This is a genomic window from Facklamia sp. P13069, from assembly GCF_050409405.1.
Taxonomy (GTDB): domain Bacteria; phylum Bacillota; class Bacilli; order Lactobacillales; family Aerococcaceae; genus Facklamia.
Genome location: NZ_JBNUPN010000021.1, coordinates 22,539 through 34,556, shown reverse-complemented (window position 1 = coordinate 34,556; position 12,018 = coordinate 22,539). Strand labels below are relative to the sequence as shown.

Sequence of the window (12,018 nt, the reverse complement as noted above, 5' to 3'; positions counted from 1 at the left end):
AGTCACTTCTTAGATTATTCCAAGACTTCAATTGCGCAACCGTAATCCCATGCATGTCAGCTATTCTAGCTAACCAATCGCCTGAACGTACGGTGTAAGTTTTTGCATGAGATACAAATACTGCTGGTTGATTAGTAGAAACATTTTGATTAATTGTCGGACTTGTTTCTGTTTTTGTTGTAGGTGTTTCTGTTGTCTCCTCTTTAATATCTGCCTGATTTTCTACAACTGAATGAGCATTCTTCACCCATACCTTCAGTACATCTCCTGGATGGATTAGGTTGCTAGTTAAACCATTTAATTCCTTCAACTCATCCATAGTCATTCCATGATTAACCGCGATACGATAAACTCCGTCGCCGGCCTGTACCGTATAACTACCGATTGCATAATTACTTTCTTGGGCATAAACACTTGGTAAGTTATCTATTTGAGTAACTGCTACTGTAGCTAATACTGACATTGAAATAGACAATAGGCTTGTCTTGATTGCTTTGTGTCTCATTATGGATCCTCCTTTATTAATTCGGTTGACTTCACTTACAAAGTATATCATATCATTGTGTAAAAATAATGAATAATACGCATTCGTAATATTTGTAATAAAAAAGCCAGTAAAACTGGCTATAAAAATCTATTTATTCAAAAAGCTTTTGCTCTTTAATTGCATCCTCAAGCGATATGTTTTTTAATTGTTCTAATAAATCACTAAGCGTCTCCTGCGACTCACTGATCTTAGTCAAATCACTTTTTTTAATTTGGTCAGCAAATTCTAATTGATCTACGAATTCCTGATACATATCTTGAATTTTATCACGATTGGCCTCATAAGTTTGCTGGTCTTCAGGCAATGAAGCAAGATTATCAAAATGTTTTTGATACAAACTTTCCATTTGTTTATCCAAGTCTAATGTTTGCTGGTAATAGGCATAATTTTTCCAATGAGTTAATAATTCCTCTTGACTATATTCTTTAGCTTTTACTTTCTCAGGCTCTGTTAAAGAATAATCCGAAACAAACTTGGCAACTTCTTCTGTTAATTGCAATTGTCCCAACTCAAAATCTTGTTCGATTTTAGCCAATCGCTCTTGGTAGTTTCTCAAATAAACTAGGTAAGTTTGATCCACTATACTGTTTAGCTGATTTAAAGCAACCGACATATAACCGGTAAAATTCTCAACTTCCGGGTCTTCTTTCAGCAGGTCCTGATAGACTTCCGTTAAACGGAACTTTCTGTATTTTTCTTTAAAGGCTTCAATTTCATCACTTACTTCCATCTTAGCTTCAAGATAAGCCTGTGGTAAAAATTCAATAATTGCTTGATCATCTTTTTTTGATACATACTCGCTAGTTACTTCCACTGTTGTTTGGTCATCCTCAGCATCAATAGGATTGACTAGTGGCAATAGCACAACGGTTGCAATTAAACTTAATATCATTTTTTTCATTTTTTCATTCCTTCTCTCCATTATGAAGTTTCTTATTTAACAGTAAATCAATGTGTTCAATATTATCCTCAAGATAAACTGAACTAGTTGGTTGAAAGCCTAAGCCCTTGTAAAAATCGATCAAATAAGTTTGACCGGATAGCTTGATCGAAGGATAATTTTTTTGATTAAATAGAAATTCAATAGCTTTAGTCATTATTTGATAAGATAAGCCTTGATTCCGTTGATCTTCTTTCACCAAAACACGACCAATTGATGCTTCTTCAAAACTCACCCCAGGAGCTAATAATCGACAATAGGCAAATATTTCCCCATTTTCTTCAAGGAATAAATGATCAGCCTCTATATCTAAATAATCAATGTCTAAATAGGGACACTTTTGCTCAACCACAAATACTTGGCACCGTAATTGCAATATTTGATAAAGTTCGTAAGTGCTCAAGTCATTAAATTGTTTTATTTTCCATGTCATTTAAGCCCTCCTATTTTAATGGATGCGCTCTTATTAATTACTTATTGATTTTAACAATAAAATAAGAACTAAGCAATAAAGAATGCTAAGTCCTTATTTTCTCTACCTCTATTAATAGGTCTCAAAATATCGATCCAGTTCCCATTGGGAAACATTTTTTAAATAATCCTCATATTCCAATGTTTTTTCTCGAATAAAGTTACTGGCGATATGTTCACCTAAACTTTCCATTATTTCTGGACTGGTCTTCAGTGCATTCACAGCCTCTTTTAAACTAGCTGGGAGCTGATAGATCCCTTTAAGCATACGTTTTTCTTGATCCATTTCATAAATATTTTCACGTACTTCTGCTGGAGGAGTAATTTTCTCCTCAATCCCTTTTAGTCCAGCTGTTAATAGTGAAGCTAAGGCTAAATAAGGATTAGCTGAAGGATCTACACTTCTAACTTCGATACGAGTAGAATTACCACGCGCAGCTGGAATGCGAATTAATGGTGAACGGTTTTGACCAGACCAGGCAATATAAACAGGCGCTTCATAGCCACTGACTAAGCGCTTGTATGAATTAACAGTTGGATTCACAATAGCTGTGTAAGCTGATGCATACTTCATTAAACCACCAATGAAATAATAAGCTGTTTGCGAAAGCCCCTCTTTACCTTCCGGGTCATAAAAAGCATTACCATCTTCTGTAAACAAAGACAGATTAAAGTGCATACCTGAACCTGCCAAACCATAAACCGGTTTTGGCATAAAGGATGCGTGCATATTATGACGATGGGCTACTGAGCGAACAATTAATTTGAAAATTTGAATGTTATCACAAGCTGTTAAAGCATCTGAATATTTCCAATCAATTTCGTGTTGGCCAGGTCCGCATTCATGGTGACTGGCTTCAATCTCAAACCCTAAGTCTTCTAACTCTAAAACAATATCACGACGAGTATTTTCTGCTGAATCAATCGGAGCTAAGTCAAAATAGCCTCCCTTATCATTTAATTCCATGGTGGGATTCCCATTCTCATCATTTTTAAAAAGATAAAATTCTGGTTCTGGCCCCAAGTTGAATGAAGTAAAACCTAGTTTTTGCATTTTAGTAAGCACTCTTTTCAGGTTAGTTCTCGGATCACCTGAGAAGGGCTGACGATGGGCTGTTTCCACATCACAAATTAAAGAAGCAACATTACCGCTTCCTTCTTTCCAATTATAAACTAACCAAGAATCATAATCCGGTACCAAATACATATCACTTTCTTCTATCCGAACAAAACCATCAATGGAGGAACCATCAAAAGTCATATTATTATCAAGAGCTTTTTCGATTTGTGAGACTGGAATTTCTACGTTTTTAATTTTCCCCATAATATCGGTAAACATTAAACGAATGAATTGAACCTTTTGTTCCTTAATATCCTGTAAGATCGCTGCGCGTGTCCATTTGTTTTGTGACATAATTGCCTCCTAAGCTAAGAATAAGCTCATTATAGTCCTCTATTTGGGACTTGTTTCACTTTAATCTAAAGTTTCTTAAGTTGAATTTCCGAACGTTCAGAAATATAAATCCACTTATTTTTCTCCTTTCTATAAGGGGGACTTAAAATAAATGGAGTTATTACTCAAAACTTCTAAAGTATTTGGACTCGGGATAAGAAAAGACATCTTGGAGCTGTCAGAAGTTTGACACTTAGAAATCGCTTATTTTTAATGATCTTTTTAACTTCATACTTAGAGTTACTTTTATCAGCATTATGCTTAATAGGATTGAAACACAGCTCAAGATAATGATTCAATTAGCCTGTTTTTTCGCCTATAAATCATCGATCAGCTGCATAATTGATGCCATTAGATTCTCATTATCTATAAATGGAATAGCAAAATAGTTCCTAAATTACAGGATGATTTTATTTCTTTTTCTCCAGCTTAAAATTTTCAATTAAAAATACGGAGGAAAAATAGAGAATCGGTAGTATAAAATAACTAATTATTTTAAAAGTATTGTCTGAAATATATGATAAAAAAAGAAAACTAATTAGAAGAACAACTTGAAGAAGACCTAACCAGGGTTTACCTGAAATCTCTATATAATCACCCGATTTGACCTCTAGGGGATTGCTTCTCATCCCTAATTGCTTAACAACTATAGTTGAACCTTCTACTACCTCAAGAGTGATTGTCTCATTCGTATGTATTTTCCCAATTGACTTGCCATCCTGATAGACAGTTAGGGGCATTAATCCCCCCATAAAATAAGCATTTCTTGTAATCTTTACCTGCATATTATTCCTCCTCTATTTCGTTTAATTATATCACAAGCTAAAGTAAGTCTTAAAAAGGCGAAAGTATCTTTCATCAAAGATTCATCACAGCATCTCATCAAAGAATGAGAGCATCATCAAAGGAATCATCTTCTCAACTACAGCTCACCCTTCTTCCTTGCGATGAGCCACCATGTCCTTCCTTTTACGGTAGAGTCCGTCTGTCTTCAAAGTTATTAATACATTTGGTGGTAGGATAGGGCCTGTTCAATCGCTTTTAAAGCATGACGATTCATTTCAACAAAACGAGTAGCTTCTTGATAATGATAGGAAGTCCCTTCGTCTCGCAAGGCTTTAAAAGGAGTTAAAAAAGTATTTTCTGCTATCTCTTCTAAAGTCCCACAGCAGCCCGCACTTATAACTTCTTCCACCCCATAAGCAATTAAAAGTTCTAAAATAGCCGTTGCTGCTGCCGCAGCAACAAAGGCTTGGACCAGACATACTGGGATCATTCCAAAAGAGGGGACAGATCTCTGGTTTTTGCTTGGGGCTTGCTTCACAATGACTAATCTTTCCTATTACATTATTTATAAGGTGACAGAACACCTTTTTTACTATACGCTTGATTCATTGGGTCTGCAATAGTTTTGTGGAGTTGGTCTAAGGGTTGCATATTTAAATCTTCCTAAACAATATTATTTTCAAGAAGGTACACGTCTTAATATACTAGTTAGATACAATTAAAAACTCAGCCTATAATTAGACTGAGTCGCAATTGATTATAACACCTTATCCAAGAACTTTTGGCTCTGGCTTCGGCAGGATGTTTAAAAATTAGATTGGTATCGGCATCTTCAATTACATAGCCTTCTTCCACGAAGATCACTCGGTCTGACACTTCGCGGGCAAAGCCTATCTCGTGGGTTACCACCATGGTCATTCCATCATTTGCTAAATTTGGCATAACTTCCAAAATATCGCCCACCATCTTCGAATCTTCTTTCACTGTAAACATCGAGCCTACTTCAAAATAAAGGTCTGAGAAATCAAAGGTCTCTTTTCTTTCATAGTTATACCCATAGCAGCAATCATCCCATCTGCTTGATTACTTTCTAAGGCTTGCAGGCCAGAAGAAGGCATAATTTTATAATCAATCTTGAAGCCGGCTTCATCAGCTATAGCTTCGAGAATTTCAATGTCAATTCCTTTAAGATTACCTTCATCATCGGTAAATTCAAAAGGTGCATAATCAGAAGCAGTTATAATAGAATAAGTTTCTTGGTTGGATGGCTATTTATTTTGAGCATTAACCGTAAATCCACTTATTATTACACTCATTAATAGTGTGGCTAAAACCGGCCACTTTTTATCAGTGGTTGAACAATTTTTTCACATTATTACTTCTTATCCTATAATTACATAGTGAATCTTAATCAGCATCAAAAATTTTACGTTATTATATTATAATACTAAAATGATGATATTGCTTAAAACTCTCTTTATATTAAAAATTTAAGCGACTAGATATTAAAAATAAATTTGCCTTTAACAGGCCAATAAAAATCAACTTCGCTCTGAGCAATGAACGATTTTCAGCTAATAGTGCTTCCTATCCTGTTTGGATGGGTGCAGGGCCTAAACTTTTCAACGCGTTTTCCTTCCATCATTCTGAACAAGAGTTACTTAAGGCAACTATTTAAAACGAAAACTATACAACTACAGACATCTCAAAAACAAGAGATGTCTGTGACTGTTTACTGATAATACTGTGCTTGTGCTTGCCACAACTCCTTGTATTTACCTTCTTGGTGAACCAAGTTTTCATGACTGCCTCTTTGAACAATTCGTCCTCGATCAAAAACGAGAACTTCATCACAAAAGCGGCAAGAAGACAAACGGTGGGAAATATAGAAGGCTGTTTTATCCCTTACAATTTGGGAAAAATTTTGGTAAATTTCAAATTCAGCCACCGGATCTAAGGCTGCCGTCGGCTCGTCTAGAATAAAAACTGGCGCATCTTTATATATGGCACGGGCCATGGCAATTTTTTGAGCCTGCCCACCAGAAACATGGACCCCCTCAGGATCATACTCCGTGCCTAAATATGTTTCAATTCCTCTATCAAGCGTTTCTACAAAATCGTTCAGACCTAGTTCTCTAAGCGCATTATTTACTTGATGGCGATCATAATCTGGTCGAACTGCAATATTTTCTGCCATAGAAAGTCCTAACAACCGGAAATCTTGAAAAACCACGGAGAATAATTGGTAAAATTCTTTTAAAGCGTATTTATCGGCATCAATTTTATTCAATAGAACTTTTCCTTGAGTAGGTTCATAAAGTCGCATCAACACTTTTATGAATGTCGTCTTACCGGATCCATTCTCTCCAACAATCGCATAGTGTTTGCCCACTTCAAACGTTTCAGTAATACCCTGTAAGGTTGCTTGATCAGCACCTGGGAAAGTGAAAGAAAGGTTCTTTACAGTCAATTGGTAATCATTATCCAGTCTTTTTTCAATCGGAAGAGAACCTTTGGCTTCTTCATCAGGTAAATCCATTAATTCATAGTACCTTTGCATGGGAGCTGTTTGGGCAAAAATGTTTAAAAACGCCATGGCTTCAATCAAAGACACCATCAATTGGTTGATCCCTCCAATCATTTGAACAACCAAGCCTACCGATAAATTCCCAGAAATAACACGTACCCCAATTAATAAATAAATGGCTCCGGTGACAAGTTGTGAACCCACATTGTTGATTAAGCGAACTTTACCAAAGCCTCCATAGTACACTCTCTCAAACACCTTATATTCATCCAAATACCTTTGCGTATGCTGTTTAATTTTATCTTGTAAATGATACAGTCTCACTTCTTTCCCAGCTTCTACTTCACTCAGGTTATGAGCCAAATAATTAAAGGCATTATTCGTCTTAAGTAACCAACCGGATAACTCGTCCACTCCTTGCATGGTTTTTTGAGACCAAATTGTCTGAAGTGTGATGACTACTATAATAAGAACAATGAGTATACCATTTAAACTATAAGGATGAAACCAATTGAAAGGATACCCTTTATCCAATTGCCACAAAGGCGTTAAAAGAATAAGGGCAAAAACAATTTGAACGAGAGCTTCCACTAATAAGTAAGTGTTATGATAAATAACTTTGAAACTGGAAGCATTTTGAATTTGATCACGGTTTATTTGGTGGATTTTTTCCTTAATCGTCGCCTCATCCGCATAGTGGAAATTCATGACCAGTAATTTTTCGTTAGGTAAAGCCGTTATTTTACGCAGTATGGCTTGATGTTTTTTGTCGACCATTGGTTTTAACCAATGGACCAGCGTATTTAAAATTAAAAAGAGCACGAGGTATTGAGCAATTAGCTGATAGACGTGGTCGAAATCTTTGGCTGCTAAATGAGTTAGGATTTGAGCAATGTAGATGAAATTTAAGAAAGGAATGGCACTAGAAAAAATACTGATTACTAACTTATAAAGAAGCCCTTGCTTACCGTACTGCCAGATATCTTTAAATGTTCTTAGAAATAATTGGCGCTTGGTCATTAGATTAATCCTCCTTGCTCACTAAGTTCTTCACTCTCAGGCTCTGTGATCTTCTCCCGATAATAATAAGCTTGCGTTTCAAACATATGATAATAAGCGCCCTTTTCTTGCATTAAGTCTTTGTGACTTCCCTCTTCTGCTACTTGCCCCTTATGTAAATATATAATTCGCTCACAAAATTGGGTCGAGGCTAGACGGTGGGATATAAACAGGGCGATCTTCCCTTTCGAAAAGGCTAAATAATTCTGATAGACTTCACTCTCACTAATCGGGTCAAGAGCCGCTGTCGGTTCATCAAGTACTAATATTGGAGCCTTTTTGTATAAAGCTTGCGCTAACTTTAATTTTTGTAATTGTCCACCGGATAACTGCATGCCTTCACTATTTACTTCACGAACAATGGCAGTTTGATCGCCGTGAGGCAAACTGGCCACCACTTTAGCCATACCACTTTGATTGAGCACTTGGTGGTAACGAAGCGAATCTTCCTCATATCCTTGAAGAATAGTGTCTTTGATCGTAAACGTAAAAAGATAATTATCTTGAAAAACAGGCGCAAACAGGCGGTAATAATCTTCAATAGCAAATTTACTTCGATCAATGCCATTGATTAATACTTCACCATGATCGGGTTTTAAAAGTCCTAGCATTAATTTAATTAAAGTGGTTTTGCCTGCTCCATTTTCACCCACGATAGCTAGCTTTTCATTAGCATGAATCTTTAAATTGAAGTTGTTAATAATCGGTCGGTTCGCATTCGGATAAGTGTAGGTCACATTACGAAACTCGATTGTTTTAATTTCTTGTGGTATTGCTTCGTGCGGCTGGTGGTTCAAGACGGGTCTCTGGTTAAAATAATAATACAGAGCCATTAACTTTTCATTTTGTAAGAAAAAGGTGGCGCTCGCATTAATAAAGTTGGTTAAACTGCTTGCCATCATGGTTACCAAGCTCGCATAAATCAAAAAGTTTGACGGCTCCATTTGGCCTGCTCGAATCTCTTGCACACTTTGATGATATGCAAGGCCCATCATGATCACTAGCATGCCCATTACATAGAGCCCTTCAATCCGTTTCCATTTATTCTCAGGGCGCACAATCCTTTCATAGTCTGCCCAAAGTTGATCGAAAATGTCCTTAAACCAAGCGCTCATGGAATAGAGTCGAACATCTTTAGCCACTCGTTGATCTCCCATCGTATGATTCAAATAGCTAAACTTCGTATTATTCTTGACATGAAGGGGACGATTAGCCTTTAATAATTTATTTTGGAAATGCTTGATTACCAATAAGCCACTGATCATCACGACCAGTAACAAGAGAAAGATACTAGACAGTTGAGCTAAAACATTGATGTAGATTAAAACGGATAGCAAGGCAATCATCACTTCAGCAGAGTTCGCAATGATACCACCCAATGCTTCCTCACTATGGTCTAAACACCGTGACGCATTATCAAAGAGTTTAGCGGCATCTGACCCGACTAACAGAGGATAATCCAATCTTGCTCTTTCTGCAAAAACATCATTAAACATATGTATGTGAAATGATACTCTATGCTTTTCTATGGTAGTCAATACAAATGTTTTTAAAGCTTCCAAAACAATTAATCCACCGATGACTCCTAACACTTGCTTTGAAAAGGATAAGAGGTCACTTTCTTTCATTAATATAGAAATAAGATGGACCGATACAAATAGTTGATAAAGGGGGGTCATAATTCTTAATACAATATCGAGGAAATAATAAAAGAAAAAACATTGATCAAATTGCCACAAACGAGTGACTAAAAATTTTAAAGTATGGGTGCGGTCTCTCATTGCAATCACCTCTCCTTTTCTTGACAATATTATAGAAGGAAAATGCACCTTCAAAACAGAAAGTGCATCAATGGTTCTAATTTTGACATGAGTGGTCATTTTGCAAAGGCAAGGTAACTTCTGTCGCAAAAACCCCTTCTTCCCATTGTCTATTAACAATGCCTTGATTTTTATTGACTGCCGCATCAATCCGTTTTAACCCAAAGCCTTGCCGGTTGAGCGCTTTTAAAGATAAGAAGTTCTGTCTGGGTCTTTGAGCCATGGAGTTTTGAACGCTGATATAAAAAGTGTTTTTTAAGGGGGCAATGTATAAACGGATAAAGGCCGGCTGCTTATCCTTTGCATGAATAGTTGCTTCAAGTGCATTGTTTAATAAATTCCCTAAAATAACGGCCAAATCCGTCGAATGAATACTTAGATTTTTAGGGGCGATTGCATTGGCATGAACGTCGACTCCCTTTGCTTGAGCCCGAGTCAACTTGGTATTAACCAAGGCATCAATTAAGGTATTTCCGGTCCGAATAATCGTATCCACTTGATTCATTTCATTCGTCAGTTCTTGCAGATACTGATCCAAGGCTTGATAGTCTTGACTGGTTAAATAGGCTTGAATGACTTGAAGATGATTGCGGTAATCATGCCGGATACCCCGCATCTGCCGGTAGATTGACTCGACTTCCAGTGCATAGTCATCCAATTCCTTTTGCTGAATTTGATGAAAACGCAAATCCAGTCTTAAACGGTAGATATACCACAGACTCAGCAATAAAACAAAAAGCACTAAACTTACTAACGCTTTAACCATAAAAGGCACTTCCTTTATAATGTTCGATAAAAGCCTTTTGAATTGTCTTAACTGAGCGACGCGAGAGAGGAACCTTTGCACCAGAAGAAAGAATGACTTCTTCTTTCCCAATACTCTCAACATGATTCAAATTAATTAAATAAGAACGATGTGGTGCTACAAACCGTTGGTCTAAGTCCTCTTTAAAACGAGCTAAGGCCCCTGTTATAAAAAGCTCTTGGTCTAATAACACTAACCGCAACTCACGTTTATTAACCTCAACCAGGATCAAATCATCAAGTTCCAAGACATATTGCTTTCCTATCAGGTCTTCAACAACCAGAAAACGTTCAGATTTCGGTTGAATCAGCAGATATTTAGAAAGCGCTCGCTCTATTGCTGTTGTATTAATCGGCTTTAACAAAAAATCTAGCGCATCTACTTGGTAGCCTTCCACAGCATATTCCGCATAAGCCGTAGCAAAAATAATCTTTAAATAAGGGGCCTTTTCTTTTAATTGATGGGCTAATTCCATGCCATTGATTTCAGCCATTTCAATATCGAGAAAAGCGATTTGCCATTCTTGATGGTCTTCTAAATGAAATAAAAAAGCCTCGGCGGATTCATAACAAGTAATAATCGGCTTGATATGGAGTGTTTGACACGCTGCTTCAATCATCCGCGTCATGTTTTTTCGTTGAATCGCTTCATCCTCTGCTAGGACTATTTGAACAATACGCATAACTACCCTCCGTCGTCATTTTTCTCTTATTATAGCAAATAATCATAAAAATATTAAAAACGATTACACATTTAAAAATTAAACAGTAATTGTTTTGATTGAAGCATATCATTCTTATTTTATTAAATATTATGGTTTACTAACTATGTACGTTACTTTGGCAAAAGAAAGGAATAGTATGTTAAAAGACTTACCAAGACTTTATCAAATTATCTATTATATCAGCTCCATGTCCCTATCAATTATTTTGTTCACGTTAAAAATACTCTATAGTAACTTTGATCAACACAAGCTCAATCATTTTCATGTTATATTGATTGTCCTCGTGGTCCTATTCGTTTTAGGTCTTTCAAGTAGATGGCTCTATGCCCATTTGAAAAAGCAATACGCCCGTAAAGCCTATATTCAGCAAGACCAATATCATATAGAAGACTTTACCAAAGATAAAATCACCGATATCAATGGTCAACCCGTCTCTTTTTTGATTTCCAATGTGACGACGGTCTATATGATTCAGTCATTCACATGGCCTTCTGTATTAGCCTACCTATTTATTCATTTAACTTTATTTACAATGATGATTAAGGGGGAAAGTTTACAACCCAACCCCTTCTTATTACTTTATGGATTGAATATCTACAAAACTAAAAACAATGACTTTCTGTACGATTTTAATCAATCCTTTGCGCATAATGAAATTATGAAGCTATCAAATAATCCTGATTGCCGCTCCTATTTAGTTGGGTCGATTGACTTGAATGCTAAGAAAAAATAGTCTCTCCTATAAAAAAAGTTAGACACTTTAGTCTAACTTCTTTTATAGTTTTAGTATTTTTTAAATTAAATCTTTGTCAAATCGCCTCTTCTCAGTTACCCCTTCAAGCGATTATTCGAACTGTTTTGCTTTTAGGCTACTAATTATTCAACA

The 12,018-nt window shown here is 36.3% G+C and carries 13 protein-coding genes; 1 reads left to right on the top strand and 12 read right to left on the bottom strand.

Annotation, left to right across the window (positions count from 1 at the left end; translation table 11 throughout):
- From ACQV2T_RS07130 to ACQV2T_RS07075, 12 genes are all read right to left on the bottom strand, one after another.
- A partial coding sequence (locus tag ACQV2T_RS07130) for a LysM peptidoglycan-binding domain-containing protein (protein ID WP_428885413.1) occupies positions 1 to 505 on the bottom strand: 505 nt, incomplete at its 3' end.
- 133 nt (positions 506 to 638) lie between these two features.
- The gene (locus ACQV2T_RS07125; protein WP_428874118.1) at positions 639 to 1,448 is read right to left on the bottom strand and encodes a hypothetical protein; all 810 of its coding nucleotides are present in this window, start codon (positions 1,446 to 1,448) and stop codon (positions 639 to 641) included.
- A 4-nt stretch (positions 1,449 to 1,452) separates the two neighbouring features.
- Positions 1,453 to 1,920 carry a GNAT family N-acetyltransferase gene (locus ACQV2T_RS07120; RefSeq protein ID WP_428874117.1) on the bottom strand — a complete coding sequence of 156 codons (468 nt, stop codon included), beginning with the start codon at positions 1,918 to 1,920 and terminating at the stop codon, positions 1,453 to 1,455.
- A gap of 111 nt (positions 1,921 to 2,031) precedes the next feature.
- The gene (gene glnA / locus ACQV2T_RS07115; RefSeq protein ID WP_428874116.1) at positions 2,032 to 3,372 is read right to left on the bottom strand and encodes a type I glutamate--ammonia ligase; all 1,341 of its coding nucleotides are present in this window, start codon (positions 3,370 to 3,372) and stop codon (positions 2,032 to 2,034) included.
- A 449-nt stretch (positions 3,373 to 3,821) separates the two neighbouring features.
- A complete protein-coding gene (locus tag ACQV2T_RS07110; protein WP_428874115.1) occupies positions 3,822 to 4,196 on the bottom strand; it encodes a hypothetical protein in 375 nt (124 codons plus the stop codon).
- Positions 4,197 to 4,411: 215 nt separating this feature from the next.
- Positions 4,412 to 4,687, bottom strand: coding sequence for a hypothetical protein (locus tag ACQV2T_RS07105; protein ID WP_428893440.1), 276 nt, complete (start codon positions 4,685 to 4,687; stop codon positions 4,412 to 4,414).
- A 236-nt stretch (positions 4,688 to 4,923) separates the two neighbouring features.
- Positions 4,924 to 5,190 (bottom strand): hypothetical protein, encoded by a 267-nt coding sequence (locus tag ACQV2T_RS07100; RefSeq protein WP_428893439.1) that lies wholly within the window; start codon positions 5,188 to 5,190, stop codon positions 4,924 to 4,926.
- A 5-nt stretch (positions 5,191 to 5,195) separates the two neighbouring features.
- Entirely contained in the window at positions 5,196 to 5,438 is a 243-nt protein-coding gene (locus tag ACQV2T_RS07095; RefSeq protein ID WP_428874120.1) for a transporter substrate-binding domain-containing protein, read from the bottom strand.
- A gap of 491 nt (positions 5,439 to 5,929) precedes the next feature.
- Positions 5,930 to 7,744, bottom strand: coding sequence for an ABC transporter ATP-binding protein (locus ACQV2T_RS07090; protein WP_428875264.1), 1,815 nt, complete (start codon positions 7,742 to 7,744; stop codon positions 5,930 to 5,932).
- A complete protein-coding gene (locus ACQV2T_RS07085; RefSeq protein ID WP_428893438.1) occupies positions 7,744 to 9,564 on the bottom strand; it encodes an ABC transporter ATP-binding protein in 1,821 nt (606 codons plus the stop codon). Before ACQV2T_RS07085 ends, ACQV2T_RS07090 begins: the two co-directional genes overlap by 1 nt.
- Before the next feature lie 76 nt (positions 9,565 to 9,640).
- Positions 9,641 to 10,369, bottom strand: coding sequence for a sensor histidine kinase (locus tag ACQV2T_RS07080; protein ID WP_428874110.1), 729 nt, complete (start codon positions 10,367 to 10,369; stop codon positions 9,641 to 9,643).
- Positions 10,362 to 11,090 carry a LytR/AlgR family response regulator transcription factor gene (locus tag ACQV2T_RS07075; RefSeq protein ID WP_428874109.1) on the bottom strand — a complete coding sequence of 243 codons (729 nt, stop codon included), beginning with the start codon at positions 11,088 to 11,090 and terminating at the stop codon, positions 10,362 to 10,364. The genes ACQV2T_RS07080 and ACQV2T_RS07075 overlap by 8 nt, the downstream gene beginning before the upstream one ends.
- Before the next feature lie 94 nt (positions 11,091 to 11,184).
- On the opposite strand from ACQV2T_RS07075, the gene ACQV2T_RS07070 reads away from it, so the two are divergent.
- Positions 11,185 to 11,865 carry a hypothetical protein gene (locus tag ACQV2T_RS07070; protein ID WP_428893437.1) on the top strand — a complete coding sequence of 227 codons (681 nt, stop codon included), beginning with the start codon at positions 11,185 to 11,187 and terminating at the stop codon, positions 11,863 to 11,865.
- Positions 11,866 to 12,018 lie beyond the last annotated feature (153 nt).

What these genes read in the sequence shown, in the direction of transcription:
- ACQV2T_RS07125 (WP_428874118.1), bottom strand. Translation starts at nt 1,448, where the DNA reads ATGAAAAAAATGATATTAAGTTTAATTGCAACCGTTGTGCTATTGCCA.
- ACQV2T_RS07120 (WP_428874117.1), bottom strand. Translation starts at nt 1,920, where the DNA reads ATGACATGGAAAATAAAACAATTTAATGACTTGAGCACTTACGAACTT.
- glnA (WP_428874116.1), bottom strand. Translation starts at nt 3,372, where the DNA reads ATGTCACAAAACAAATGGACACGCGCAGCGATCTTACAGGATATTAAG.
- ACQV2T_RS07110 (WP_428874115.1), bottom strand. Translation starts at nt 4,196, where the DNA reads ATGCAGGTAAAGATTACAAGAAATGCTTATTTTATGGGGGGATTAATG.
- ACQV2T_RS07105 (WP_428893440.1), bottom strand. Translation starts at nt 4,687, where the DNA reads ATGATCCCAGTATGTCTGGTCCAAGCCTTTGTTGCTGCGGCAGCAGCA.
- ACQV2T_RS07100 (WP_428893439.1), bottom strand. Translation starts at nt 5,190, where the DNA reads ATGTTTACAGTGAAAGAAGATTCGAAGATGGTGGGCGATATTTTGGAA.
- ACQV2T_RS07090 (WP_428875264.1), bottom strand. Translation starts at nt 7,744, where the DNA reads ATGACCAAGCGCCAATTATTTCTAAGAACATTTAAAGATATCTGGCAG.
- ACQV2T_RS07085 (WP_428893438.1), bottom strand. Translation starts at nt 9,564, where the DNA reads ATGAGAGACCGCACCCATACTTTAAAATTTTTAGTCACTCGTTTGTGG.
- ACQV2T_RS07080 (WP_428874110.1), bottom strand. Translation starts at nt 10,369, where the DNA reads ATGGTTAAAGCGTTAGTAAGTTTAGTGCTTTTTGTTTTATTGCTGAGT.
- ACQV2T_RS07075 (WP_428874109.1), bottom strand. Translation starts at nt 11,090, where the DNA reads ATGCGTATTGTTCAAATAGTCCTAGCAGAGGATGAAGCGATTCAACGA.